27 protein-coding genes and 1 tRNA gene are annotated in these 26,678 nt (G+C 60.0%); 9 read left to right on the forward strand and 19 right to left on the reverse strand.

Annotated features, from left to right (window positions below; translation table 11 throughout):
* Nucleotides 1–195 precede the first annotated feature (195 nt).
* The 4 genes from N7U68_RS05295 to N7U68_RS05310 are packed head-to-tail and all read left to right on the forward strand — an operon-like array spanning nt 196 to nt 5,769.
* A complete protein-coding gene (locus tag N7U68_RS05295; protein ID WP_263048475.1) occupies nt 196–1,254 on the forward strand; it encodes an AI-2E family transporter in 1,059 nt (352 codons plus the stop codon).
* The gene (locus tag N7U68_RS05300) at nt 1,254–1,928 is read left to right on the forward strand and encodes a P-loop NTPase family protein (RefSeq protein WP_165197519.1); all 675 of its coding nucleotides are present in this window, start codon (nt 1,254–1,256) and stop codon (nt 1,926–1,928) included. Before N7U68_RS05295 ends, N7U68_RS05300 begins: the two co-directional genes overlap by 1 nt.
* A 49-nt stretch (nt 1,929–1,977) precedes the next feature.
* Nucleotides 1,978–4,152, forward strand: a complete 2,175-nt coding sequence (locus tag N7U68_RS05305) for an RNA degradosome polyphosphate kinase (protein WP_263048476.1) — start codon at nt 1,978–1,980, stop codon at nt 4,150–4,152.
* 54 nt (nt 4,153–4,206) lie between these two features.
* Nucleotides 4,207–5,769 carry a Ppx/GppA family phosphatase gene (locus N7U68_RS05310; protein ID WP_165197515.1) on the forward strand — a complete coding sequence of 521 codons (1,563 nt, stop codon included), beginning with the start codon at nt 4,207–4,209 and terminating at the stop codon, nt 5,767–5,769.
* Here N7U68_RS05310 and N7U68_RS05315 read toward each other — a convergent pair.
* From N7U68_RS05315 to N7U68_RS05340, 6 genes are all read right to left on the reverse strand, one after another.
* Nucleotides 5,766–6,131 carry a hypothetical protein gene (locus tag N7U68_RS05315; RefSeq protein WP_165197513.1) on the reverse strand — a complete coding sequence of 122 codons (366 nt, stop codon included), beginning with the start codon at nt 6,129–6,131 and terminating at the stop codon, nt 5,766–5,768. The two genes, N7U68_RS05310 and N7U68_RS05315, sit on opposite strands and share 4 nt — an antisense overlap.
* Before the next feature lie 31 nt (nt 6,132–6,162).
* Nucleotides 6,163–7,200: an endonuclease/exonuclease/phosphatase family protein gene (locus N7U68_RS05320; protein WP_263048477.1), complete on the reverse strand. Its 1,038-nt coding sequence runs from the start codon at nt 7,198–7,200 to the stop codon at nt 6,163–6,165.
* On the reverse strand, nt 7,197–7,880 hold the full coding sequence (locus N7U68_RS05325) for a molecular chaperone DjiA (protein ID WP_263048478.1): 684 nt from the start codon (nt 7,878–7,880) through the stop codon (nt 7,197–7,199). The genes N7U68_RS05320 and N7U68_RS05325 overlap by 4 nt, the downstream gene beginning before the upstream one ends.
* Before the next feature lie 10 nt (nt 7,881–7,890).
* Nucleotides 7,891–8,412, reverse strand: coding sequence for a GNAT family N-acetyltransferase (locus N7U68_RS05330; protein WP_263048479.1), 522 nt, complete (start codon nt 8,410–8,412; stop codon nt 7,891–7,893).
* Complete coding sequence (locus tag N7U68_RS05335) at nt 8,409–9,020, reverse strand: VOC family protein (RefSeq protein ID WP_263048480.1); 612 nt, start codon at nt 9,018–9,020, stop codon at nt 8,409–8,411. The genes N7U68_RS05330 and N7U68_RS05335 overlap by 4 nt, the downstream gene beginning before the upstream one ends.
* A 72-nt stretch (nt 9,021–9,092) precedes the next feature.
* Nucleotides 9,093–9,599 carry an MAPEG family protein gene (locus N7U68_RS05340; RefSeq protein WP_263048481.1) on the reverse strand — a complete coding sequence of 169 codons (507 nt, stop codon included), beginning with the start codon at nt 9,597–9,599 and terminating at the stop codon, nt 9,093–9,095.
* 131 nt (nt 9,600–9,730) lie between these two features.
* Here N7U68_RS05340 and N7U68_RS05345 point away from each other — a divergent pair.
* Nucleotides 9,731–9,807 (forward strand) — tRNA-Met (locus N7U68_RS05345).
* A gap of 134 nt (nt 9,808–9,941) precedes the next feature.
* Here N7U68_RS05345 and scpA read toward each other — a convergent pair.
* Both scpA and N7U68_RS05355 read right to left on the reverse strand, forming a co-directional pair.
* Nucleotides 9,942–12,071 carry a methylmalonyl-CoA mutase gene (gene scpA / locus N7U68_RS05350; RefSeq protein WP_263048482.1) on the reverse strand — a complete coding sequence of 710 codons (2,130 nt, stop codon included), beginning with the start codon at nt 12,069–12,071 and terminating at the stop codon, nt 9,942–9,944.
* Complete coding sequence (locus N7U68_RS05355) at nt 12,043–12,981, reverse strand: hypothetical protein (protein WP_263048483.1); 939 nt, start codon at nt 12,979–12,981, stop codon at nt 12,043–12,045. Before N7U68_RS05355 ends, scpA begins: the two co-directional genes overlap by 29 nt.
* 178 nt (nt 12,982–13,159) lie before the next feature.
* Between N7U68_RS05355 and N7U68_RS05360 the strand changes: the two genes are divergently transcribed.
* Nucleotides 13,160–13,606, forward strand: a complete 447-nt coding sequence (locus tag N7U68_RS05360) for a DUF4174 domain-containing protein (RefSeq protein ID WP_165197500.1) — start codon at nt 13,160–13,162, stop codon at nt 13,604–13,606.
* A gap of 91 nt (nt 13,607–13,697) precedes the next feature.
* On the opposite strand, the gene N7U68_RS05365 is transcribed toward N7U68_RS05360, so the two are convergent.
* The 8 genes from N7U68_RS05365 to N7U68_RS05400 form a co-directional block, all read right to left on the reverse strand.
* A complete protein-coding gene (locus N7U68_RS05365) occupies nt 13,698–15,698 on the reverse strand; it encodes an acetyl-CoA carboxylase biotin carboxylase subunit (protein WP_263048484.1) in 2,001 nt (666 codons plus the stop codon).
* A gap of 129 nt (nt 15,699–15,827) precedes the next feature.
* A complete protein-coding gene (locus N7U68_RS05370; protein ID WP_165197496.1) occupies nt 15,828–16,037 on the reverse strand; it encodes a hypothetical protein in 210 nt (69 codons plus the stop codon).
* 424 nt (nt 16,038–16,461) lie between these two features.
* Nucleotides 16,462–16,818 (reverse strand): hypothetical protein, encoded by a 357-nt coding sequence (locus N7U68_RS05375; protein ID WP_165197495.1) that lies wholly within the window; start codon nt 16,816–16,818, stop codon nt 16,462–16,464.
* Nucleotides 16,819–16,908: 90 nt separating this feature from the next.
* Complete coding sequence (locus N7U68_RS05380) at nt 16,909–17,058, reverse strand: hypothetical protein (protein WP_165197494.1); 150 nt, start codon at nt 17,056–17,058, stop codon at nt 16,909–16,911.
* A gap of 214 nt (nt 17,059–17,272) precedes the next feature.
* Nucleotides 17,273–17,644: a DUF6497 family protein gene (locus tag N7U68_RS05385; RefSeq protein ID WP_241188147.1), complete on the reverse strand. Its 372-nt coding sequence runs from the start codon at nt 17,642–17,644 to the stop codon at nt 17,273–17,275.
* 14 nt (nt 17,645–17,658) lie between these two features.
* A complete protein-coding gene (locus tag N7U68_RS05390) occupies nt 17,659–17,994 on the reverse strand; it encodes a hypothetical protein (RefSeq protein ID WP_165197492.1) in 336 nt (111 codons plus the stop codon).
* Entirely contained in the window at nt 17,991–18,815 is an 825-nt protein-coding gene (locus tag N7U68_RS05395) for a cupin domain-containing protein (protein WP_263048485.1), read from the reverse strand. Before N7U68_RS05395 ends, N7U68_RS05390 begins: the two co-directional genes overlap by 4 nt.
* A gap of 11 nt (nt 18,816–18,826) precedes the next feature.
* On the reverse strand, nt 18,827–20,359 hold the full coding sequence (locus tag N7U68_RS05400; RefSeq protein WP_263048486.1) for an acyl-CoA carboxylase subunit beta: 1,533 nt from the start codon (nt 20,357–20,359) through the stop codon (nt 18,827–18,829).
* A 168-nt stretch (nt 20,360–20,527) separates the two neighbouring features.
* Between N7U68_RS05400 and N7U68_RS05405 the strand changes: the two genes are divergently transcribed.
* From N7U68_RS05405 to N7U68_RS05415, 3 genes are all read left to right on the forward strand, one after another.
* Nucleotides 20,528–21,745 (forward strand): multidrug effflux MFS transporter, encoded by a 1,218-nt coding sequence (locus tag N7U68_RS05405; RefSeq protein WP_263048487.1) that lies wholly within the window; start codon nt 20,528–20,530, stop codon nt 21,743–21,745.
* A 136-nt stretch (nt 21,746–21,881) separates the two neighbouring features.
* Nucleotides 21,882–23,279: a helix-turn-helix domain-containing protein gene (locus N7U68_RS05410; RefSeq protein WP_165197487.1), complete on the forward strand. Its 1,398-nt coding sequence runs from the start codon at nt 21,882–21,884 to the stop codon at nt 23,277–23,279.
* 5 nt (nt 23,280–23,284) lie between these two features.
* On the forward strand, nt 23,285–24,109 hold the full coding sequence (locus N7U68_RS05415) for an alpha/beta hydrolase (protein ID WP_263048488.1): 825 nt from the start codon (nt 23,285–23,287) through the stop codon (nt 24,107–24,109).
* On the opposite strand, the gene N7U68_RS05420 is transcribed toward N7U68_RS05415, so the two are convergent.
* The 3 genes from N7U68_RS05420 to betI all read right to left on the reverse strand — a co-directional run bounded on the left by N7U68_RS05420 (nt 24,088) and on the right by betI (nt 26,537).
* The gene (locus N7U68_RS05420) at nt 24,088–24,327 is read right to left on the reverse strand and encodes an HP1242/YdcH family protein (protein ID WP_263048489.1); all 240 of its coding nucleotides are present in this window, start codon (nt 24,325–24,327) and stop codon (nt 24,088–24,090) included. The genes N7U68_RS05415 and N7U68_RS05420 overlap by 22 nt on opposite strands.
* A 132-nt stretch (nt 24,328–24,459) precedes the next feature.
* Nucleotides 24,460–25,968: a choline-sulfatase gene (betC, locus tag N7U68_RS05425; protein WP_263048490.1), complete on the reverse strand. Its 1,509-nt coding sequence runs from the start codon at nt 25,966–25,968 to the stop codon at nt 24,460–24,462.
* Nucleotides 25,965–26,537, reverse strand: a complete 573-nt coding sequence (gene betI, locus N7U68_RS05430; protein WP_263049113.1) for a choline-binding transcriptional repressor BetI — start codon at nt 26,535–26,537, stop codon at nt 25,965–25,967. The genes betC and betI overlap by 4 nt, the downstream gene beginning before the upstream one ends.
* Nucleotides 26,538–26,678: the final 141 nt, after the last annotated feature.

Genomic DNA, 26,678 nt, shown 5'->3' on the forward strand with positions numbered 1-26,678 from the left:
GATTACCTCGGGGGCATGTGTTGGACTGAGCCCCCGTTTATGGGTTTGCGCGGGTCCAGACAAGCCATCTCGACCGTGTTCGATCCCGCCGCGTCCATCGCTGTCGACGAATAGGGCATGTCTACTTTTGCTGCGGCGGGCCTTGAAAGGGCGCGCTGCATGGGCGATGTGTAGGATTACTCAGCCGGAGCGCGCATGGCCCTGACCGTCAAGACACAGATAAAATCCTGGGGAATCGCTGCGGCGGTGTTCCTGCTTGTGATGTGGATTCTGGGCAATGTGATCCTGCCGTTCGTTCTGGGCGGCGCGATTGCATACTTCCTCGATCCGGTCGCTGACCGGTTAGAACGCATGGGCCTGTCGCGTGCCTTGTCGGTTGTCGTGATTACGCTGGTTGCGCTGTTGCTCTTTATCATCATGGCGCTGCTTGTGGTGCCCACGCTGGTTTCGCAGACCACCGCGCTGATCGAGACGGCCCCACAGCTATTTGCTGATTTGCAAAGCTTCCTCACCAAGAGATTCCCCGAGCTTGTCGATACCGAATCGACCTTGCGTCAGTCGCTGACCGCAGTGGGCGAGACGATTCAGGAACGTGGCGGACAGCTGCTGGAAGCCGTGCTTGGGTCGGTGTCATCGCTGATCAGCGTGATCGTTCTCTTTGTGATCGTGCCGGTCGTCGCCTTTTACCTGCTCTATGACTGGGATCGCATGATCGCGCAGATTGATGACATGCTACCGCGCGAGCACGCACCGACCATCCGCCGTCTGGCCCGCGACATCGACAAAACTTTGGCCAGCTTCATTCGCGGGATGGGCACGGTCAGCCTGATTCTGGGCACATATTATGCGCTGGCGCTGATGCTGGTGGGGCTGCAATTCGGCCTCGTCGTGGGGGCGATTGCGGGGTTGATCACGTTCATCCCGTATGTCGGCGCGCTGGTTGGTGGGGCTCTGGCCATTGGTCTCGCGCTGTTTCAGTTCTGGGGCGACTGGGTGTCGATTGGTCTGGTCGCCGGTATTTTCGTGATTGGTCAGATCGTAGAAGGCAATATACTGACGCCCAAATTGGTCGGCAGCTCCGTCGGCCTGCACCCTGTCTGGCTGATCTTCGCACTCTCGGTTTTCGGCGCACTGTTCGGATTCGTCGGCATGCTGGTGGCAGTCCCCGTCGCGGCGGCCATCGGCGTCTTGGCGCGCTTTGCCATCAGTCAGTACAAGAACAGTTCGCTTTACCGTGGACCGGGCGACGTCTGATGCCCCAACAGCTAAGCTTTGATCTGCCTGCAATTGCAGCGCGGGGGCGTGATGATTTCTTTGTCTCGACCGCCAATGCCGTTGCTGTCGCGCTGATCGAAGGCTGGCGCGACTGGCCGGCCCGCAAGCTGGTCCTCTGCGGCCCCGAGGGTGCGGGCAAGACCCATCTTGCCCATGTCTGGGCCGATCTCAGCGCGGCGCGGATTCTATCCGCCGACGCACTGGCCACAGCCGACATCGCACAGCTGGCAACCGGCAATGTCGTGATCGAAGATGCGGACTGCATCGCGGGACAGGATGCCGCCGAAACGGCATTCTTTCACCTGCATAACCTAACACTGGCCGAGGGCCACAGCCTGCTCATCACCGCACGCGCAGCGCCCAGCGCATGGGCACTGGCATTGCCGGATCTCGCCAGCCGGATGCAGGGCACCCCTACCTGCGTGATGGAAGAGCCGGACGATGCGCTGCTCGCCGCCGTGATGATGAAACAGTTTTCGGATCGCCAGATCATGCCGTCAGCGGGTACGATTCCCTATCTGTCCAAACGCATTTCCCGCACCTTCCGGGCTGCGCGCCAGACAGTCGAGGCGCTGGATGCAGCGTCATTATCGACGGGCAGACCGGTCAACCGCGCACTGGCCGCGCAACTGCTGGACAAATCACAGGCGTGACGCCACACTTTGTCACCTCAGCGTTACATCACAGGTCCATACCGCAGCCATGACTCAAGCTGATTTTCTGAAATCCCCCTTCCCCGAAGCGACAGATTTGCCTGATCTGGACACGACCGGACCCGGACGATTCTATAATCGCGAACTGAGCTGGCTGGGCTTCAACTGGCGCGTGCTCGAAGAGGCGCAGAACAGCCGCGTGCCATTGTTGGAACGTCTGCGGTTCCTGTCGATCTCGGCCACCAATCTGGATGAATTCTATAACGTTCGGGTCGCGGGCCTGCGTGAATTGGCGCGCGCCGGCAACACAACGCCCGCCGCTGATGGCCTGTCCCCCGCCGAACAGCTGGTGCTGATCAACGACGACGCGCGCAAGCTGCTGGCATCGCAACAGGAAACATTCCAGTCCCTGCGCGGCGAGTTGGAAGCCGAAAATATCGTCATTCTCGACCGTGCCAGCCTGACCGACGATGATCGAAGCTATCTGTCAGATGTGTTTCTGAACAAGGTGTTCCCGGTACTGTCGCCGCTGGCCATCGACCCGGCGCATCCGTTCCCCTTTATTCCCAACCTTGGCTATTCTCTGGCGCTACAATTGGAACGGGCACAGGACAAACGTCCATTGCGTGCGCTGCTGCCCATTCCCCAGCAAATCGACCGTTTCGTAGCCCTGCCCAGTGAGGATGGCACCTATCGGTTTCTGCCGCTGGAAGAATTGCTGCTGCTGCACCTTCCCAGCCTCTTTCCCGGTTACAAATATAAGGCGCATTGCGCCTTTCGCGTGCTGCGCGACAGCGATCTGGAGGTCGAAGAAGAAGCCGAGGATCTGGTGCGCGAATTCGAGGTGGCACTCAAACGTCGCCGTCGTGGCGAAGTCGTGCGGATGAAAATCTCGACCGATGCCCCTGCCGCTCTGCGCGAGTTGGTCATGGACGAGTTGCACGTCATCCCCGAAGAAGTGGTCGAAGTCGAGGGAATGCTCGGCCTTGCCGATCTCAAGGAACTGGTGCTGGATGCTCGCCCTGACCTTCTGTGGCCCATTTTCACCCCCCGCGTGCCCGAACGCGTGCAGGATCACGATGGCGATATGTTCGCCGCGATCCGGCAAAAGGACATGCTGTTGCATCACCCCTATGAGACGTTCGATATGGTCATCCGCTTTCTCGCGCAGGCCGCGCGCGACCCGGATGTGGTGGCGATCAAGCAGACACTTTACCGGACGTCCAACCGCTCGCCGATTGTCGAGGCCCTGTGCGAGGCTGCCGAAAACGGTAAATCCGTCACCGCACTGGTCGAACTGAAGGCGCGGTTTGACGAGGCCGCGAACATTCGCCAGTCGCGCCGACTGGAGCGCGCCGGCGCGCATGTGGTCTATGGATTTCTAGACCTCAAGACACATGCCAAGATCAGCACCGTGGTGCGCCGCGAAGGCGACAATCTGGTGACCTACACCCATTACGGGACAGGCAACTATCACCCGATCACGGCTCGCATCTATACCGATCTGTCATTCTTTACCTGTGACACGACGCTGGGCCGTGATGCGACCAAGGTATTCAATTATCTGTCGGGCTACGCGCAGCCGGATCAGCTGGAAAATCTCGCGATTTCACCGATCACGCTAAAGCCCCGGCTGCTGTCGATGATTGCTGCCGAAATCGATCACGCCAAGGCCGGAAAACCGGCCGAAATCTGGGCCAAGATGAATTCGCTGATCGACCCGGACATTATTGACGCGCTCTATGCCGCCAGTCAGGCAGGGGTCAAAATCAGCCTCGTCGTGCGCGGCATCTGCGGATTGCGTCCCGGCATCAGGGGGCTGAGCGAGAACATCCGCGTGAAATCTATCGTTGGACGGTTTCTGGAACACAGCCGCATCGTGTGTTTTGGCAATGGTCACGGCCTGCCGCACAAGAAGGCGCGGGTCTACATTTCTTCTGCCGACTGGATGGGGCGGAACCTGAACCGTCGTGTTGAAACGCTGGTCGAGATCGAAAACCCGACCGTCAAGGCGCAGATCACCAGTCAGGTTTTGGCAGCAAACATGGCCGACGTTGCCCAAAGCTGGGTTATGGCACCAGATGGCTCATTCACCCGTACGTCCATGCCCGAGGGTGAATTTGCGTTCAATTGTCACAGGTTCTTCATGGAAAACCCTTCGTTGTCGGGGCGCGGTTCTGCCGGGGCGTCGGACGTGCCGAAACTGACCCACACCGAAGATTGACCCACCTAGCACCTTGGACCATAACGAGGCGCAAGACCAAGACCGGAGATCCCGATGGACGCGAGCACTGATCCGGGCGAGCCAGATAGCGGTCCCTTTGGCCGGGCGCTATTCGACAAGCCCTCGGCACGGGCATTACGTCGTGTTGGCGTGGTGGATGTTGGATCGAACTCTGTCCGACTGGTGGTGTTTGATGGCGCGGCACGCAGCCCCGCCTATTTCTACAACGAAAAGATCATGTGCGGCCTTGGCGCCGGCATGTCAGAGAGCGGGCGCCTTAACCCCGAAGGCCGGGTGCGTGCGCTGAACGCGATGAAGCGGTTTCAAAGACTGTCGGTCGGGTTGGAAACCGGGCCGTTGACCTGTGTTGCGACCGCTGCCGTTCGCGAGGCCGAAGACGGCCCGGAGTTCTGCCGCGAAGTCGAGGCCGCTACCGGCCTGAAGCTCTGGGTCGTCGATGGCCGGGAAGAGGCGCGTCTGTCTGCGCAGGGTGTGCTGCTGGGGTGGCCCGGCTCCTATGGGTTGGTCTGCGACATCGGTGGATCGTCGATGGAACTGGCAGAGATCAACGGCGGCCATGTCGGGCGGCGCGTCACATCCCCCCTCGGCCCGCTCAAACTGCGCGATCTGAAGGGCGGCAAAAAGGCACGCCGCAAATACATTCAATCCGTCCTAGGCGAGATGGCCGATCAATTGGGCGAACAGAAGAACCGGCTCTTTCTGGTGGGTGGTTCGTGGCGTGCGATCGCCAAGATCGACATGGAACGGCGCGGCTATCCGCTGCATGTGCTGCACGAGTACCGGATGAAGGCCAAGGAACTGCGCAAGACGTTTCAGTATATCGCGGGCGAGGACGCCGAGGCGCTGCGCAATCGCGCAGGTGTCTCATCGGCACGGATGGCGCTGGTGCCACAAGCAACCGAAGTGCTGAACGAAGTGCTGCACACGTTCAAGCCGCACGATATTGCAGTTTCCAGCTACGGTATCCGCGAGGGGATGCTCTATGAGCAGATGCCACAGCCGCTACGCGATCGCGACCCGTTGATCGAGGCGTGTCGGTTCATGGAATCCAAGGATGCCCGCCTGCCCGGCTTTGGCAAGACGCTCTATCAGTTCATCCAGCCGCTCTATAAGTCCGCACAGCCTGAACGCAGACGTATCATCAAGGCAGCCTGCCTGCTGCACGATGTCAGTTGGCGCGCGCATCCTGACTATCGCGCCGAAGTCTGTTTTGACAACGCCACACGCGCCAATCTGGGCGGATTGCGACATTCCGAACGGGTCTTTTTGGGGCTCGCTCTGTTGCACCGTTATTCCAACAACCGTGCTGGCACGCGGTTCGAGGAACTGGGCGCACTGGTGGACGACAAGACACAGCACGAGGCCGAAATTCTCGGCAAGGCGATGCGCTTTGGTGCGATGCTGTGGTTGAAAAAAGATGCCAATCTGGGCGAAATTCGCTGGTTTCCAAAGAAACGATTGCTGGAATTACGTCTAACCGAAGACTCGGCCGGTCTGTTTGGCGAAGTGGCCGAAGCACGCTTTATGTCGCTGGCCAGCTCGCTCGGGGCAGAGACGAAAATCGGGCGGTTGCGGTCGTCCGATGCACAGTCCTAAATCTCGATTTCCTCGCCCTCTTTCGGCACATCGAGCATCTCTTGCGGGGTTTTCTTGCGGATGATGATATCGCCATTGGGTAGCATCTCTGGCGCGTGATAGCTGCTCAGATCGTCGATCTTACCCATGATATCAGCCAGCGCAGGCCCCATCTTCATCGCGAACTCGCGCAGTTTCGGCTCCATCTCTTCGGTCAGCCCCATCAGATCGCGCAGGGCTGGCTCCATCTCGCGGCTCAACCCTTCAAAGAGCAGGCGCGCGCCTTCTTCCATCAGGGAAAACCCGTCATCCTCAGTTTCCTGCGCCTGAGTGGGTCCAACCGCCAGCATCGCAACGGTGGCAATGGTAACAAACTGTCTCATTCCCCCAATATAGGTCACTTCAATCACGATTTTAAGACGCCAGATCAATATCCAGCGTCACCGGGAAATGATCCGATGCGGTCAGCAGCGCCTCGCGCAAGTCCGCATTGCCCCAACACTTCGGGTCGTCGAACGGATGCCAGATGCGCCAGACCGGGTGCCGCGCGCGCAGATCGGGCGATACCATGATGTAGTCAAGCAGCGCCTGCATATAGCGCTTGCGGTGCGCTAGGTAAAACCGCGCCGACGTATGGGCGACGCCGATCTTTTGCTCCAGCGCACCGCGCGCATGCGGATCATAGAGCCGCAAGTTGCGCGCCTCGCCATCCCCGAGGATTATCTCGACAGACGACCGGCCAAAGAGGTTTTCATACTCGTCCAGCCCCGGCCCGTCGTTCATATCCCCCATCACGATCAGCGCCTCGCCCGCCTCCAGATGTCCCCGGATACGTTCGCGCAGCCAGACGGCCTGCGCCAACTGCTTGCGCCGGTTGGCAATCGCCATGCGCATCACTTCGGCCTCGTCCACCGCGCCATGCGGGGCCTTGGATTTCAGATGCACCCCGATCAGCCGCACTGCCACCCCATCATGCGTGCGCAGTGCGACCTCCAGCGGCGGCTTGGAAAACCGCACCAGATCTTCGGTCGCGTCAATATCCAGATCAATCCGAAACACCCCGTCAAATCGTGGCGCATCATGCGTGCCACGCTTGCCGGTTTCCGCGCCGATCGGATCATGCACCGCGCTCAGGACATCCGGATCATAGAGCAGCGCAATTTCCTGCTGTGTATCGTTGGCGAATCCCACCAGCGCCCGGCGCGCGCGTAGCTGCATTACCTCTGCAAATGTTTCTAACGCGCGCACCGTTGCGCGTGATCCGCTGTGATCCGGCGCCTCGATGATCATCACCGCATCCGCATCCAGCGCGGTCATAACGATACCGATCGCAGTGATCTGCTGGGCGCGCGTCACATTGTAGCGCGCCGACCAGCCATCATCCTCCAGCAATTGACCATCATCATCAAACAGCGCGTTGAACCATTCAATGTTGTAGCTTGCCAGCCTCACAGGGTCTGTGTCCGGCTGATCTCTTCCCACGCGCGGTTGATATCGACCATACGCTTCTCAGCCAGCTTGATCGCCTCTTCGGGGACGCCGCGCGCGATCATCTGGTCGGGATGGTTCTCTCGGACCATGCGGCGATACTGCGCGCGAATATCGTCAATCGGATCGTCGGGGTGAACGTCCAGAACGGTGTAGGGGTCAGGCATCGCATCCGGCACGAACCGGCTGCGCATCACCTGAAAATCCCGAGGGGCAACACCGAAAATCTCGGCCACGCGTTCCAGAAACTGGTCTTCGTTGGGGTGATAGGTGCCGTCGGCCATCGCGATATGAAACAACCCCTCCATCAGATCATCCAGCATGTCACTGCCGCTGCCAAACATGCGGCTGATGCGGGTGGCATATTCCTCGAATCCTGCCACATCGGTCCGCGCCAGGTTAAACACGCGAGCCGCACCCGCCTCATCGCCCTGCGCGATCTGGAACACTTCGCGAAAGGCTGTCACCTCGTCGCGCGTCACCAGTCCATCAGCCTTGGCCATCTTGGCGCTGAGGGCGATCACGGCGATGGTAAACGCGACGCTGCGCTCTGGCGGTGTGCGCAGCTTGTCAAAAACCGTGCTTAACCCTTCGCCACTGGCGAGGGACGAGAGTGCTTCGGAGATGCGTACCCAGATCGACATGGTTCTTAATCTACCCAGTTTCGTGCGGATTGTCAGGCAGGTCCACTAGGGTTTTCTGCAACAGGATCAGGTCCATCCAGCGGCCGAACTTGTAGCCCACGCCGGGCAAAACACCGACCTGTCGAAATCCGATGGCCTTGTGAAATTCCACAGCGCCAAGGTTCTCACCACTCACCCCCGCGATCAGGTGCCGTGCCCCCGCCCCGAGCGCTGCGTCCTGCAACGCGAACACAAGCGCGCGGCCGCATCCCTGCCCGCGCGCCTGCGGCGCTAGGATCACCGAATGCTCTAACGTACGCACATACCCCGGACCGCCACGAAACGGGAAACATGTGGCGAAGCCCAGAACCTGCGCTGCGTCGGTGGCGACCAGAAACGCATGCCCCGCCGTTTCCCGGTCTGCCATCGTAGTAGCCAGACCTGCGGGCGTCTTTTCCTCGGTGGTAAAGGTGGCCGCAGTGTCGCGGATGACCGGGTTCCAGATATCGATGATCTGCGCGATATCCCGCGCCTCCGCCGGACGGATGATCATGTCAGCACGCGCAGGCCGTTGGGCGTCTCAAATTCGGCGCGCAATGCGGCAGGGCCGGTATCAAACACCACGCAAGGATCGCGCAAATCGGGACGCAGCCGGGCGGCCAGCGCTTCAGCGTCCGGATGGCTGACCACCAACCGCTTCAGACGGCAACCTGACGGGCTGAGTAACCCGCTGGGGTGGCTCACGCCTGCCCCCCATTCGATCAAGGCCGGAAACATGGCGTCATAGGGCAACGCGCCGTCGCCGGGCACTGCCATCTGCCAGCGCAACGCACCGCGGGTCAGTGCTACGGGTTTCCCGGCCTCTGGCAGTGCTGACAGGGCTTCTGTCATGCTCTCCACCTGACATATCCAATTGGTCAGTCTCGGGGCACCTTCGAACCGGTCCAGATCGAACCAGCGCGGATAGGGCAGCGGTGCTGCCTCCGGGTCAATCGCGATCACTTCCAGATAGAGCCCGTTCGCCAGTCCCAGCAGCAGGTTATGCGTACCAAAATGATCATGTTGCCCGCCGGGCTGTAGCGTGACACTCAGTGCCTCCTCGACCACAGCGCGGCCTTCCTCCAGCGTCTTGCAGGCAATCGCTATGTGATCCAGCTTCATCGTGGCCTCTCAGGTTCATGTTTCGACAGATGCTCTTTGAAACAAATCACCCTCGGGATCAATCCTAGGGGCTCAGCCCCCGCCGAACGCCAGCCGTGCCAGCGCCCAGAGTGCCACCAGAATCGTCGGATAAAACGTCGCCGCAAAACCAAAGGCGCGCAGCGGAGGCGACACATGGTAGCCAACCCAGAACAGCAACCGCGCAATGACGAATCCAATGCCCAAGGTCGCTATAACGCCCGGCCCCTGCCCTGCCAGCAGGACCGCCGCAGCGGGCCAGATCGCGAGCGCCAGCACCAATTGTTCGGTGGTGTTCGTCAGAACCCGCTGATCAATCGCGGCCCCGGATGCGGGCGCAAATGGCTGCCCGTCGATGATGGTGTCGTCAAAATAGCGCCGCTGCGCCAACCGACCGATCACCAATAACATGAACAGTCCGGGCAAGAGAAACGCGGTCATGATCGTGGGCATCAACGCGAAAACCGGCAACGTGACGTATTGTCCCGCCACCCACAGCAACGCCAGCCCCCATAACATCCCGGCGGCCATTCCGACCATGATCTCTGCACGCTTGTTCATCTTGATCCTTCACCGTTCGCGGAACCCTGATGGGTAAAACTCTCGTTTGCAATCAATGATCGCCCTGATGTGCGCCTTTGGGCATTTCCGCCTTGACGCCGCTGCGGGACTGTCATACCTCACCCGCCGATGGCGCGGTAGCTCAGTTGGTTAGAGCGAACGACTCATAATCGTTAGGTCGGGAGTTCGAGTCTCCCCCACGCCACCAAAATCATTTGCGCAACAAATGACGCAATACGTCCCACAGACACGCACAATCAACGGCAGATGCTTCGCATCGGGCGAGATGCCGAGCGCGGATTACGCTCTTCTCGGCGCCTCTCCAACAGTCTCCCCGACGCCCTAGCTGCGCGCCTCGCGGATCAGCCGCAGAATATCCTGTGCCGCCTCTGGAATGTTCGTGCCCGGCCCGAATATTGCCTTGACGCCAGCGTTCTTCAGGAACTCGTAATCCTGTTGCGGAATGACCCCGCCACAGATCACCAGAATATCCCCCGCGTCCTGCGCCTTCAGCGCCGCGACCAGCTTGGGCGCCAGTGTTTTGTGTCCTGCCGCCTGACTGCTGATCCCGATCACATGCACATCATTGTCCACGGCATCCTGTGCGGCCTCTTCTGGCGTCTGGAAAAGCGGCCCCACATCCACGTCGAACCCGATATCGGCAAAGGCTGTGGCAATCACCTTGGCGCCCCGGTCATGGCCGTCCTGCCCCATCTTGACCACCAGCATGCGCGGGCGGCGGCCCTCGGCTTCGGCGAAATCCTCGACCGATTTCTGGATCGCGGCGAACCCTTCGTCGCCCTCGTAGGCGGCGCCATAGACACCGGCCAGCGTCTTTACCTCGGCGCGGTGACGTCCGAATACTTTTTCCATACTCATGCTGATCTCTCCTACGGTGGCCCGTGCGCGCGCCGCCTCGACTGCGGCCTCTAACAAGTTGCCGCCTTCTTTGGCGCGGCGCGACAGTTCGTCCAGCGCGGCAGTGCAGGCCGATTCGTCGCGTGACGCGCGGATTTTTTCCAGTCTGGCGACTTGGCTGTCGCGCACAGCCGAATTGTCGATATCCAGCAGATCAATCGGATCTTCGCTTTCGCGGCGGTATTTGTTTACGCCGACGATCACCTCGGTGCCCCGGTCGATCATCGCCTGCCGGGTGGCAGCCGATTCCTCGATCCGCAGCTTGGGCATGCCGCTGGCCACGGCCTTGGTCATGCCGCCCATTTCCTCGACTTCCTCGATCAACGCCCACGCTTTTTCGACCAACTCGGCGGTCAGGCTCTCGACATAGTAGCTGCCCGCCAGCGGATCGACGACGTTGGTGACGCCGGTTTCCTCTTGCAGAATGAGCTGCGTGTTGCGGGCAATCCGCGCGCTGAAATCGGTGGGCAGCGCCATCGCCTCATCCAGCGCGTTGGTGTGCAGCGACTGGGTGCCGCCCAGCGCGGCACTCATCGCCTCATATGCGGTGCGGATGACGTTGTTATAAGGGTCTTGCTCTTGCAGACTGACGCCGCTGGTCTGGCAATGGGTCCGCAACATCTTGGACCGGTCATTCTGTGCGCCAAACTCGGTCATAATCTTATGCCATAGCAGTCGCGCCGCGCGCAGTTTGGCCGCTTCCATGAAAAAATTCATGCCAATTGCAAAGAAGAACGACAGCCGCCCTGCAAATTTATCGACATCCATCCCCGCCTCGATCGCGGCGCGCACATATTCACGCCCGTCGGCCAGCGTATAGGCCAGTTCCTGAACCAGATTGGCACCAGCTTCTTGCATATGGTAGCCCGAGATCGAGATCGAATTGAACTTTGGCATCTCGTCAGAAGTGTATTCGATGATATCCGACACGATCCGCATCGAGGGTTCCGGGGGATAAATATAGGTGTTGCGCACCATGAATTCCTTGAGAATGTCATTCTGGATGGTGCCGGACAGAACGCTGCGCGCATGTCCCTGTTCCTCGCCCGCGACGATAAAACTGGCCAAAACCGGGATTACGGCACCATTCATCGTCATGCTGACACTGACGGTATCCAGCGGAATACCATCAAAGAGGATTTTCATATCCTCGACAGAATCGATGGCCACGCCGGCCTTGCCCACGTCACCGTCGACGCGCGGGTGGTCGCTGTCATATCCGCGGTGGGTGGCCAGATCGAACGCGACGCTCACACCCTGCTGACCGGCGGCCAGATTACGACGGTAAAAGGCATTCGATTCCTCTGCCGTGGAAAATCCGGCATATTGGCGGATCGTCCAGGGACGCCCGGCATACATCGTGGCCTTGACGCCTCTGGTAAAGGGCGCCGCCCCCGGAATGCCGCCCATGTGGTCCAGTCCGGCAGTGTCCTCTTCGGTATAGAGCGGCTTGACGTCGATCCCTTCCAGCGTGTGCCAGATCAGATCTTCGGGCGCACGCCCGCGTAGTTCCTTGGCGGCCAGATCATGCCAGTCGTCTTTGTTCGATGTCATCGGTTTGTCCTCTTCTGCTGCCAGCGGCGGCCGGTGTTTTCACCGTGTCGGCCCCGGCGGGGTTCTCTGTCAGTTGCGCCAGACCATCCGCCCCGGCGCGCAGCCAGTCGAGATCGTCGGAATAGCGATGTCGCAGCGTCCTACGCTGCTCTTTGGTAAAGGGATGCCAGCCACCGTCCCCGGCGTGCCGCAATTGATCGGGATCCTGCCCACGCTCGGCCAGATGCCCGCGCAGAGTGTCCAGGTCCGGCGACCGGTTCAGCCACTCGCGCGCATGGCATTGCGGGGGTTTTGCAAGACCACACATGATTGTCAGCTTGCGCTCAGGTACACTTGCAAAGGATTCGTGTAACAGCACGGTAATTTGAGCGTCGGGCAGTGCGCAGGCCAGATCCGTGATGACCCCCTTCCAGCTACGCGGGCTGTTGGCCATGTGATCCAATGCGACGGCGCCCGGAATGGCACCGTGACGGGGGATCGAAAAGGCCAGCGCCGATGCCCAATACGCATCCTGCGCCCGGATACTGAACACGACCCTGTCAATGCGCCCTCCCAGCGCATTACGGTATCGTGCCATCCGTTCGCCAATTGCAGGGTAGAGCCGCATATCGCGAATGTTGCGTAATGGAGAGCCGATGAGGTTCTCATCGCTGATGATCAGGCGTTCAGCCCCGGCATCACGCAGCTTTGCCATTTGTAGGGCGACCCGCCCACGGGCACGCCTCAGCTGCTCTGAGGCAGGCACCAGACCGGGGCGCGGGACAACACCAGTCAGCAGGCCGGCACGCATTTCCGCAGGCCCCCAAAAGGCTGTTCCGCGCGCGCGCAGCGGGGCTGCATTCTGGCGCATATAGTATTGAAAGCTGGTCGAGGCCGTGCGATGCGCACCGGGATGCAGGATGATGTCCATGTCAGATCGCGCCTTTCGCAAGGACGCCGCACCGTGCGGTCGCCGGGGGGAAAACTCCCGCCTTTTTTGCGCCGCCAATCCTTGGGATGCGATTAACATTGATTTTTCCGCTCCACTGCCGATGCTTGGGATCGTAATCAGCGGGTCAGGCCCTATATCTAGCCTGACAGGAGAGATGATGAAACAGTTGCTGGCCCTTGTTATTGCTTGCATTATCGCAGCGCCTCTGGCGGCCGAAGAGGTTGCCGTGGTGCCTGAGCAGAGTATTTTCGTCGATGGTACAGACGTCGATTTGAATGAATTTTTATGGAAAAATCGCCCGCTTGTGATCTTTGCCGATAGTGAATTCGACCAGCGTTTTGTTCGGCAGATGGAATTACTGAACGCACGGCTGGACGAACTGGCAGAGCGTGATGTCGTCATTCTGACCGACACCGACCCATCAGCGCAAAGCCCCCTGCGCGAGCGGTTGCGCCCGCGTGGTTTCATGTTGGCGCTGATCGTTAAGGACGGCACGATATACCTGCGCAAGCCGTTTCCATGGGACGTGCGCGAAATCACCCGCACCATCGACAAACTGCCGATGCGCCAGCAGGAAATCCGCGAACGCCGCGAGGCAGGCTGAGCTAGGCATTCCGGCGCACAATGCTGCATGCCCTGCGAATGGCCTTGCCTGTCTCGGCTCGAATGCTCTGCGGCGTTCCCAAGCATAACAATTATTCGAATTCCATGATCACATCGTCCACCGCCAGACTGTCGCCTGCACCGGCGTTGATCTTACTGACGACCGCCTTCCGCTCGGCGCGCAGGATGTTCTCCATTTTCATCGCCTCAATCGTGCAGAGCGCCTGCCCTTCCTGCACCTCATCGCCGACGGCCACATTGACCTTGACGATCAGACCCGGCATCGGACACAGCAGCATCCGCGACGTGTCAGGTGCCTCTTTCTCGGGCATCAGCTGGGCCAGGTCGGCCTGACGCGGCGTGCGCACGTGCACTTTCATATCCGCGCCGCGGCTGCGGATGCGGAACCCGCCCGACACTTTGCCGACCTTCAGCACCAGTGGCGTCCCGTCCACATCAAGCGTCGCCAACTGGTCGCCCGGCGTCCAGTCGCTGCGTACCTTGACCTCGCTGCCACCCTCGAAACGCACAGTCGCGCCGCCCTTGTAGGCGTTGATCGAAACCGCGTGGCGTTGCCCTTGCAGCGTCACGACCCAATCCTCGCCAACATGGCGCTCGTGGTTGTCCATCCGGCCCGACACGCGGGTGCGCCGAATTTCGGCAACCCGGTGCATCGCAGCACAAGAGGCCGCAATACGGCGCAGCGCGTCATCGTCCAGATCAACACCATTGAACCCATCGGGATATTCTTCTTCGATGAAGGCCGTGGTGATGTTGCCCGAGATAAACTTGGGATGATCCATCACTGCGCTGAGGAACGGCAGGTTATGGCCGATGCCTTCGACTTCGAACGCATCAAGCGCGTTGCGCATCCCTTCAATGGCCGCCGCGCGGTCTGGCCCCCAAGTGCAGAGTTTGGCGATCATGGGGTCATAATACATGCTGATTTCGCCGCCCTCGTACACACCGGTATCGTTGCGCACGATGGCCCCTTCGACGTTCAGGGATTCCGGCGGACGATAGCGCGTCAGCCGCCCGATAGAAGGCAGGAACCCGCGATAGGGATCCTCGGCATAAAGACGGCTCTCCATTGCCCAGCCGTTCAGCTTCACATCGTCCTGCGTGATGCTCAGCGCCTCGCCATTGGCGACGCGGATCATCTGTTCGACCAGATCGACCCCGGTGATCAGTTCGGTCACAGGATGCTCCACCTGCAAACGGGTGTTCATCTCAAGAAAGTAAAAATTCCGGTCCCCATCCACGATGAATTCGACCGTGCCCGCGCTGGTGTAATCCACCGCCTGCGCCAATGCGACGGCCTGCTCGCCCATCGCCTTGCGGGTCTCGGCGTCCAAAAACGGGCTGGGTGCCTCTTCGATGACCTTCTGGTTACGGCGTTGAATGCTGCATTCGCGCTCGCCCAGATAGATGCCATTGCCATGCGCGTCGCACAGCACCTGAATCTCGATGTGGCGCGGCTGGGTGACAAACTTCTCGATGAAAATCCGATCATCGCCAAAGCTGTTGGCCGCTTCGTTCTTGGAACTCTGGAAACCCTCGCGTGCCTCGTCGTCATTCCACGCGATGCGCATCCCCTTGCCGCCACCGCCGGCGCTGGCCTTGATCATCACCGGGTAGCCGACCTGGTTCGAGATTTTGACAGCCTCATCGGCGTCCTCGATCAACCCCATGTAACCCGGGACAGTGCTAACCTCGGCCTCCTGCGCGATCTTCTTGCTGGTGATCTTGTCGCCCATTGCCTCGATCGCCCCTTTAGGCGGCCCGATAAAGGCAACACCTGCGGCCTCAAGCGCCTCGGCAAATTTGCTGTTTTCCGACAGAAACCCATAGCCGGGATGCACGGCCTCGGCGCCGGTCTGGCGGATCGCGTCCATCACCTTGTCGATAACGATATAGCTCTCGTTTGCGGGGGGCGGGCCGATATGCACCGCTTCGTCCGCCATGCGGACATGCAGGGCGTTGCGATCAGCGTCCGAGTAGATGGCAACCGTCGCGATGCCCATTTCGCGCGCGGTTTTGATAACCCGGCAGGCGATTTCGCCACGGTTGGCAATCAGGATTTTCTTGAACATTGCACGTCCCCTTGATGGTCTTGGCGGGCCGTTCCCGGCCCGCGTCTGGCATAAAAAAGACCACCGGCGGAAACTCCGCCGATGGTCTCGCAAAAATCAGGTACGCACCGCAGGGATGCGTCAGTCAGGTCAGCTACATTTACCCGGATTGGTCTGACAGAAAATGGTGTTACCTGCCGCGCCGACCGCTGCACCGGTAAGGATGTTGGTATTGAGCACTGCCGCCGTACCAGCGCCAGCCGCGCCACCGATGATGGCTTGCTCACCGGCCGTGTCGCCGCAGGCCACAAGGCCGAGCAATGCCAAAGCCGCGCCTGAGATTTTGAGATACTGTCGCATGATGAACCACCTTTCAACTGAAAGCGGGCAACGTCGCCCGTCTTGGTTACATCAACGCGGGACGGGCCGAATAGTTCCCTGCGCCGGGTGCCGCCAACGGCATTGGCACCATACCGCCGCCGACGCTGCGATGGGCTGCTCGGGGCATGAAAAAAGGGCGGCTTGCGCAACAATGCGCAGAGCCGCCCATCAGGGGAAGGGTAACGGTTCAGACGAAATGTCTCGGGCCCTTGGGGAAGACCCGCCACTACAATATCAACGCTGCCCGCAAAACGCCCACACGCCAAGCGTACGGCATTACGGCGGCAGGGATCGGCCAAACTCCGCGTAAAATTACACGTCATGCGCGAATTCGTGCCACCGCGGCGCAAGCGCGCGACATTGCGCCCCTCATTTCGGGCGGTGAAATGAACACTGCCCGGCATCACTTGCCCTCTGGTCCGAATGCATCGGGAAAAGATCGGCGCGCAGCCGCCTCGTCGAGAACCAGCAGCGCCTCGTAGCTTTCCGGGTCAAACGGGTCTTCAGCCGGCAGCACTTCGCGCCCGAAGAGCCAGCTCAGCCGCCCGGCATCCAGATTGCCACGTTCAAACGGTTCGTTCCCGAAACACGCCCAAAGTGCGGCGACAAAGCCGGTATCGGCGCGCCGGTCCGGCGGGCGCCGGTCGCGATACCGCTCGCGCGCAACCAATGGCGTGGCACCCTTGGGATTGGCACGGCGAATTGTGAATTGGAAATCAGAACTGGGCAAACGCCCGGGAAACCCGCGATGCTTGATCATGATGCGCCCCCATTTCGGGCCAGCACATCACGCGGGAGAATCGGGACAGGCCAAGAGGCCTGTCCCGGTCGTGCTACGCGTCGTCGCGTATTAGTACTTGCCGCCGTACTTGCCGGTCGACACTGGCTCAACCGTGATTGGCTCGGGTTCAACCACGACATACTCTTCTTCTTGCTGTGCACATGCGCTTGTAACGGCAACCAGTGCGACCGCGAAAAGGCCCTTAATAACGTTCGACATATTTTACTCCTGTCACTTCCTAGGTGTGATGTAAGGGCAGAGCCCACCCCATGCCCTCGACTCGAGGTTTGGATTGCTTGGGTGCATCCGGAGGTGAAGATAGAACAATTCATCGGCAATTGATACGAAAACGGACGATTGCAGGGGGGCTGTGGCTGCAAAGCCTCACAAACCCGCCAAACTGAACTTTGTCCCGCAAGATATTGTGCCATAGTCAAAACATCTCCCAGATGCAGGTATTGTTCTCGATCGCAAAGGCCTCAAAGACCTGCCGTGCGGTCGGGTCGGCAACGCCGAATTCTGTTTCCTTGTCCGCCAGCGAAATAACGATCTGGCGTGGGTGCGGTCCGATGTCCGACACCCGAGCCAACGCATATTCACGGCACAAATAGGTCAGATCGTCCAATACGACCTCGACCTGATCGGCGCGCGGGTCAAATCCGTCGGCCACGAACCGAAACCGATAGACCAATCCGCCGCCGGGGCGATCGGTCAGAACTTCGTGCAACCGCGCGTTCAGGCCCGATGGCAGCACAAGCGCCGTTTCCGCCGCCTCTGCCGTGGCTGCCACGGCCGTTGTTGCCAATGCCCCTGCCCCTCTCATGTCGCGCACCGAACCCAGCGGGCGCGATTGGCTGCATCTTCCAGCACCGCGCGCAACCGCGACTCGGCCTCGGCTTGCGGGAACCGCCCGGACACCTCGCCGCCTGCTGCGATTGTCAGACCATCCTGCGTGTCTGTCACCTGCACGGCGGGGGCAAATCCGCGCAGACCACGCAGCGCCCGCCACAAGTCCTGTCTGATCTGATGTGCGATGCGGTCCTTGCGCGCTGCGGGCAGTTTCGTACGAACCACCAGATCGAACCGTACAGGAACGCGCCGCGCCAGCGTCACACTGTCGTCGTCGCGCAGCATATGCCAGCGGTTACGGCTCATTCCGGGGCGTCCTCGGGGACAGTGGAAAATTCTGCCGGGCTGATGATCTCGATCAGCTCCATATCGTCCGAATGCCGCACCTCGCGGTGGCGGATGCCCGGTGGTTGCAGCACGCAGGATCCGGCGCGCAGGGTATGCTCGCCCTCGCCCTCATACTCGAACACCACCCAGCCTTGGGTGACGTAAACCATTTGAAATTCAAGATCATGGCTATGCCACGCGCCGGGGCTTTCCTCGCCGGGAACCGCGCGGATCACATGCGCGCCGAATTTGCCCTTGGTCGCCGCGTTGATCCCCAGATCGCGATACTCGAAGAAGGCACGCAGACCTTGACCCACGAACTTGCCATCATCGGCGTGAGCGATGGTGAAGGCCTGGTTTTGATAGCGTGGATGTTGTGGAGATGACCGCCAGTGCTCCCGAACGAATACGGATTTGTCGTCCTCCATTTCACCGATCAGTTGCTCAATCTTAGTCCGATCCTCGCCAGATTCCTCTAGCTCACCAAGGACTTGGCTAGAGTCAATTTTGCCTAAGGCGAATTTTACAAAAGGGTTGCGATAATCTCTGATTTCCCATTTTGCGGGCCCGACTTTCGCAAAAACGTCTCGCGCATTTCCGTTTGCTGCGCCTTTCCGCTCTCCACTTGAATGATCTGAACAGTAGTCATGGATAGAACCGCGAATGCTTGCCTGTAAGTCTTTCTGTTCATTTTGCTCATTGAACACAAAACGATTTTGCGCCAACTGACTGACATGAGCAGCTCCACCCAAGTCGTCGAGCGCACGTATTAGCGTATATACCCAATTTGCATTTGCCATTATAAATTACATCACAGCGGAATATTATCGTGCTTCTTCCACGGCATCTGCGCCTTCTTGTTGCGCAGGGACGCAAAGGCGCGGCTGACGCGCATGCGCGTGGAATGCGGCATGATCACCTCGTCGATAAATCCCCGCTCTGCGGCGACAAAGGGATTGGCGAACCGGTCCTCATAGTCCTTGGCATGTGCCGCGATCTTGTCCGGGTCGGCGGCATCGGCGCGGTGAATGATCTCGGCGGCGCCCTTGGCCCCCATCACCGCGATCTCGGCGGTGGGCCACGCATAGTTGAAATCCGCGCGCAGATGCTTGGACGCCATCACGTCGTAGGCCCCGCCATAGGCTTTGCGGGTGATCACCGTGACCATCGGTACTGTCGCCTCGCCATAGGCAAAGAGCAGCTTGGCCCCGTGCTTGATCACGCCGCCATATTCTTGGCCCGTGCCGGGCAGGAAGCCGGGCACATCCACCAGCGTCAGCAGCGGGATCTCGAAACAATCGCAGAACCGGACAAAGCGCGCGGCCTTGCGCGAGCTGTCAATATCCAGACAGCCGGCCAGCACCATCGGCTGATTGGCCACGACACCGACGGTCTGCCCCTCCAGCCGGATGAACCCGGTGATGATGTTCTTGGCGAAATCTTCCTGTATCTCGTAAAAGTCGCCCTCATCCGCCAGCTTGGTGATCAGTTCCTTCATGTCGTAGGGCGTGTTCGGATTGTCCGGCACCAGCGTATCGAGAGAGGGCTCGATCCGACCCGGCTCGTCAAAGAACGGGCGCACGGGCGGCTTTTCGCGGTTGGATGCGGGCAGCAGATCGACCAGACGGCGCACCTCTGCCAGCGCCTCTACGTCATTCTCGAACGCGCCGTCGGCGACAGATGATTTGCGGGTATGGGTCGAGGCACCACCCAGCTCTTCGGCCGTGACCTGTTCGTTGGTCACGGTCTTGACCACGTCGGGACCAGTGACGAACATATAAGAGCTGTCTTTGACCATAAAGATGAAATCGGTCATCGCAGGCGAATAGACCGCCCCGCCCGCACAAGGCCCCATAATCACGCTGATCTGCGGGATCACGCCCGAGGCCATGATGTTGCGCTGGAAAATCTCGGCGTAGCCCGCGAGGCTGTCGACGCCTTCCTGAATGCGCGCGCCGCCGGAATCGTTCAGACCAATGACAGGCGCGCCGTTTTCCAGCGCCATATCCATGATCTTGCAGATCTTCTTGGCGTGGGTTTCCGAAACCGACCCGCCCAGAACGGTAAAATCCTGACTATAGACATAGACCATGCGACCATTGATCGTTCCCCAACCGGTCACGACCCCGTCGCCATATGGGCGGCTGTCTTCCATGCCGAAATCGGTACAGCGGTGGGCCACAAACATATCGAACTCTTCAAAGCTGCCATCGTCCAGCAACAGCTCCAGCCTTTCGCGCGCAGTCAGCTTGCCCTTGGCGTGCTGCGCCTCGATGCGGCGTGCGCCGCCACCCAGACGCGCGGCGTCGCGGCGGTCTTCGAGTGTTTGCAAAATATCTTTCATGGTGATCCCCCTCGCGTTTGACGCAAGGTACACTGGGAATCGCCTCCACCGAAAGCAGATTTCGGCAAATTTGCAAATTTCTGGAAATATCATTTGGCTAATATGCAAAATTGCATAGACGGCCATAGACACATGGACTCTTGTCAATCACAGGAATAGCCAAATCAAATGCCCTCTGCCGTTAAACCCCGGTTTCTAGACAGAAACACGCCGCCACATATCGTGACGCTGATCCTCATGGCGGGACTTGCGGCGCTTGCAATGAACATCTTCTTGCCCAGTCTGCCCGGCATGACCGAGTACTTCGGCACCGATTACAGGCTGATGCAATTGTCAGTCGCCCTCTATCTGGGGGTGAACGCTGTCCTGCAGATCATGATCGGGCCAATTTCCGACAAGATGGGGCGCCGTCCCGTGATCCTTGGCGGGTTGGCTGTGTTCCTTGTGGCGACCGTCGGCTGCGCGTTGGCCACCAATGTGACCATGTTCCTGTTTTTCCGAATGATGCAGGCCACAATCGTGGCCGCGATGGTCCTCAGCCGCGCAATTGTACGGGACATGGTGCCGCAGAACGAGGCCGCCAGCATGATCGGGTATGTCACGATGGGCATGGCCGTCGTGCCGATGATTGGGCCAGCTATAGGCGGCGTTCTGGATCAGCAATTCGGCTGGCAGGCCAATTTCTGGTTACTGCTGGTTCTGGGTATTGCCGTATTCTGGATGTCGTGGGCTGATCTGGGGGAGACCGCCCAGCGCAGCGGATTCACCCTGTCCCAGCAGTTTCGCGAATATCCGGTGCTGTTCCGTTCGCCACGCTTCTGGGGGTATGCAATGGCTGCGGCGCTCTCATCGGGTGCTTTTTTTGCCTATCTGGGCGGTGCCCCGTATGTGGGCGATCAGGTGTTCGGGATGACCCCTGCCAAAGTTGGCCTATATTTTGGGGCACCTGCGGTTGGGTATTTCCTTGGGAATTTCATATCCGGGCGGTTTTCGGTGCGGATCGGCGTTGATCGGATGGTGTATTGGGGGACGCTGATCAATGCGGTCGGTATCGCACTGAACCTTGGGCTTTTTTATGCCGGGATGGGCACGGCCAACAGTTTCTTTGGCCTGATGACGCTGATGGGGTTGGGCAACGGCATGACCATCCCGAATGCCACGGCTGGCGCTCTATCTGTGCGTCCACATCTGGCAGGTACTGCCAGCGGGTTGGCGGGGGCGTTGATGATTGGTGGGGGAGCGGCACTGTCGGCGCTGGCGGGATGGTTGCTGACACCAGATAGCGGGGCGACGCCGCTGCTGTGGCTGATGCTGATCAGCGCATTTCTGGCGATCGTCGCGATCCTTGTTGTCATAGTTCGCACGCGACAGGTCATCGCGCGCTAGGCTGCTGCCGGGCTGAAGCCCGGCCTACGCATGGCGCGCAGAGGCGGGATTGCAAATCATCGGCGCACCACTTGCCAACTGCACTATGCAAACCTACCCTGCACCCGGAGCAAAGTTGCAAACCATCGGGGCAGCCATGGCCACCAAGAAGCTATATGCTGGCGCCAAGTTGCGCGAAACACGCCAGCGCCTGTCGCTGACGCAAAAGGATTTTGCTGCACGGTTGGGCGTGTCGCTGCCCTATCTCAACCAGATGGAGAACAATAACCGCCCCGTCAGCACCACGGTCGTGCTGGCGCTGGCGCAGGAGTTCGGCTTTGACGTGACCGAACTCAGCACCGGTGACGCCGAACGCATGGTCAGCGACATGCGCGAGGCACTGGCCGATCCGGTCTTTAGCGATCCGCCGCCTCTGGCCGATCTGCGCCTGACTGCGGCCAACGCCCCGGCACTGGCGCGCGCATTTCTGGAACTGCATAGCGCCTATCGGCAAACCCACGAACGACTGGCATCGCTGGATGAGGCACTGGGACGCGACGATGCCCAGACCCAGCAAAGCCCATGGAACGAGGTGCGCGATTTCTTTCACTACTGTGATAACTACATTGACGCCGTGGACCGCGCTGCGGAACGGTTCGGCACCAGTGGCGCGCCCCGGATAAGCGCGCAGGACCGCGTTATGACCCGGCTCGGAGAGATCGGCATATCCGTCATCAACGTGGATAGTGACAAGCTGCGCCACCTTGATCGTGGCAATGGCGTTTTATACCTGTCGTCGCGCGCAGCCCCCGAGACCCGCACGTTTCAGATGCTGCTGCAACTGGCGCTGCTGACGCAGGACCAACTGTTTGAGGCCACGCTCGATTTTGCCCGGTTTCAGTCGGAAGAGGCCCGCGCCATCGCCAAGATCGGGCTCGCCAATTACTACGCCGGTGCCACGATGATGCCGTATGCGCCCTTTCTTGCCGCGGCACAGGAATGTCGGCACGATCTGGAGTTGCTCGGCAACCGCTTCGGCGCGTCGATCGAGCAGGTCGCGCATCGCCTCTCGACCCTACAGCGCCCCGGATCAAAGGGCATCCCGTTCTTCTTTGTACGGGTCGATCAGGCTGGCACGATCACCAAACGACATTCGGCCACGTTGATGCAGTTCGCACGCTACGGCGGGGCCTGCCCCTTGTGGAACGTTCATCGCGCGTTCGAAACGCCGGGTCGTTTCCTGCGCCAGTTAGCAGAAACCCCGGATGGGGTGCGCTATATCAGCCTTGCGCGGGATGTCTCGAAACCAGGTGGCAGTTTTGGGGCACCGGTGCGGCGCTTTGCCATCGCGCTGGGATGCGAGGTAAAACACGCCGAAGCGCTGGTTTACGCCGACAATCTGGACCTCAGCAACCCGGCAGCATTCGAGCCAATCGGCATCTCCTGTCGCATCTGCGAGCGCACCAATTGCCATCAGCGGTCGATCCCCCCGTTAGAGCGGCGGTTGCAGGTGCGCCCGGACGAACGCGGATTGCTGCCCTATGATGTTGGATGAGGGTGATGGTTAAACTGGCGCTTTTCTTTGTGATCCTGACCACCGGCGGCTGGCTCAGCCTGCCCGCGCTGGAGGCGCAGGCGGTTTATCCCTTCGACAGCGCGCGCGTGTCGCCGCAGGCGGCCGGGGCACACCGGGTCCGAGAGGTCGTGCAGACCCGTGACGGCGAGAGCACCATCATCTGGGTCGCCGCGCCGGAACCGGGCAAGCCTGTCATCCTTTACTTTCATGGCAATGCCGGAAATCTGGCGCTACGCGCGGGACGGTTCAACCATTTCACCACACGCGGTTATGGGCTGATCGCACCGGCCTATCGTGGCTCATCGGGTAGCACTGGCACCCCGTCCGAGGTCACCATCACTGCCGACATGCAGCAATTATACGCCAATCTCGGCGCACTCATCCCCGGACTGACACCTTCCCGTGTCATCGTTTACGGCGAAAGCCTTGGGACTGGCGTCGCGTTGAAGCTGACCGCCGCCGTGCCTCGCAGCCAGCCCGCTGGCGTGGTGCTGGAGGCGCCTTTCTCCTCGCTTCCCGATGTCGTCCGCGCCAGCATGCCACGGCTGACGCCGCTGATCCCGCAGATGACCAATATCTGGGACAGCGCCACCCATGCAAAAAAACTGCGCGCGCCGCTATTGGTGCTGCACGGCAAGAATGATCCGCTGATCCCCATCGCCCAGGGTCGCGCAGTATTCGATGCGGCGGGATCGCGGCAAAAGTGGTTTGTCACCGTGCGCGGTGCGGGCCATCACAATGTCTGGCGCAGCACCGTGATGCCGCGCCTGTGGTCGTTTATCGACGATCAGTCTGCCAACATGCGATAAATCTCGTCCTTGAGCGCACTGCGCTTCTTGCGCATCTCGCCTTCGGCCAGATTGCCCATCGGTTCCACATTGGTTTCGGCCCGATGCACGGCACGGTTGACCGCATGATATTCTTCCGCCAATCGCGCGAAATGGGCATCCGATTGCTTTAGTTCCGTGATCTTCCCGGCTTTGTCGGGGAATTCTTCGTGCAACTCGTGAGGGGTATGCGATGACATCGTCGGTTCCTTCCATGTCTGTTTAACGAACACCCTAGAACCACCATGCAAGAGCGGCTTTGACCGGGATCAAATCCGCGGGGCATTCCCGGCCTCATTCAAGGTCGGTTCAGCCCCCAGACCTCCGCACCGCTATTCCCCACGCGGAAACCTCTGATTTTCCTCGACCACGTTCAGATCCATATGGTTGCGCATGTAACGTTCCGATGCCTTTTGCAGAGGTTGGTAGTCCCACGGATAATACCCGCCCTTGCGCAGCGCCTCGTACACGACCCAGCGGCGTGCCTGACTTTCGCGCACTGCCGCATCGAACGCGGCCAGATCCCAACGCGCCTCGGCCTTGGCCTGCAATTGTGCCAGCGTACCCGCGTGGGCCGGATCGTCGGCCAGATTGGTCAATTCATGCGGATCCGCGTCCAGATCAAACAGTTGATCAGGATCCAGCGCGCACCGGTTGAACTTCCATCGGCCATAGCGCAGCGACACCATCGGCGCATAGGATGCCTCAGCCGCGTATTCCATCGCCACCGGCGCATCACGCACCGCCCCCTTCCCCATGGGAACCAGCGTCTCGCCAGTGGTCCACGGTGCGATTTCCTCCATGTCGGCACCGGCCAGATCGCACAGCGTCGGGCAAACATCGATGGTGCTGACCGGCGTTGTCACCAATCCCGGTGCCATGTCCGGCGCCGCGATCATCAAAGGCACCCGCGCAGAGCCGTCGTAAAAGCTCATCTTGAACCATAGTCCACGCTCGCCCAGCATATCACCGTGATCAGACACAAAGAGGATCGTGGCCTCCTGCCGTGTTGCCTCCAGCGCCTCCATCACTTCGCCGATCTTGTCGTCCAGATATGAGATGTTCGCGAAATAGGCCCGGCGTGACGTGCGAATGTCGTCTTCGGTGATGTCAAAGCTGCGCCAGTCATTGGCGTCGAATATACGTTTCGAGTGCGGATCGTGATGATCGTATTGCATGGCAGGCACTGTCGGCAGCAGGTGTTCGCAATCCTCGTAGAGATCCCAGTACTTGCGCCGTGCCACATAAGGGTCATGTGGGTGGGTAAAGCTGACCGTCAGGCACCACGGCCGCGCATCATGTCCGCGCGCCAGGTCATAGACTTTGCGCGTGGCGTTGTAGGCAACCTCGTCGTCGTATTCCATCTGGTTGCTGATTTCCGCCACCCCCGCGCCGGTCACAGACCCGAGGTTGTGATACCACCATTCGATCCGCTCGCCCGGTTTGCGATAATCCGGCGTCCAGCCAAAATCGGCTGGATAGATGTCGGTGGTCAGGCGTTCCTCGAAACCGTGCATCTGATCAGGCCCGACAAAATGCATCTTGCCGCTGAGGCAGGTTTGATAGCCTGCCCGCCGCAGATGGTGCGCATAGGTCGGAATATCTGCGGCAAACTCAGCGGCGTTGTCATAGACCCGGCTGCGCGACGGCAGCAGCCCGGACATGAAACTGGCCCGCCCCGGCGCGCAGAGCGGGCTGGCGGTGTAGGCATTGGCGGATCGGGTGGAGCGTGCCGCCAGTTTCCTGAGGTTGGGGGTATGCAGCCACTCCGCCGGGCCGTCGGGAAAGAGCGTACCGTTGAGTTGATCCACCATGAATATCAGGATGTTCGGCTGGGTCATTCTTGTGTGGCCTCGTTCAATGCAAGGGAGATGTAGTGCAGCAGCGTATTAACGGCGTCCTCGGATACCTGCGGGCCAGTCCGCAACACCTGACGACAATAGAGCCCATCAATCATTGCCGCGACACCTTGTGTCAGCACCATGGCCCGATCAGGCGCAATCCGGCGAAACCCATGATAGAGGTTCGAATGCAGTCGGCGCTGGTAGATCGCCAACAAGCGGGCAGTTCCGGGTGTTTTTTGCGCCTGAACATAAAAGTTCATCCATGCCGCGATGATTTCGGGGCGCTGACTCATCGAGGAGAAACTGGCGCGTACGATCGCCTCGACCCGCTGGCGCGGGGTGCGTGCCATGACCAGTGCGCCGCGCACCTGCGCGCCGTATAATTGCAGGATATGCCGCATCGTGGCCGAAAAAATCTGCTCTTTGGAGCCGAAATAGTGGTGTGCCAACGCGCTTGATACGCCTGCCCGCCGCGCGATCTGGCTGACCGTGACATCCAGCGACCCACGCGCACCAATCTCATAAATCGTGGCATCGACCAATGCAGAACGTCGCAAAGGTTCCATTCCAAGCTTGGGCAATTTGCCATCCCCACAGTATCACCGAGTGGCAGATAACTTTTTATTGACTCGCCAGTCAATAAAAATCATGTTCTCGAAAGTCCGGTCTGATTTGATCGAAACTGCACTATGGCATTGCACTTGGGC

This window comes from Roseovarius pelagicus, assembly GCF_025639885.1.
Classification (GTDB): domain Bacteria; phylum Pseudomonadota; class Alphaproteobacteria; order Rhodobacterales; family Rhodobacteraceae; genus Roseovarius; species Roseovarius pelagicus.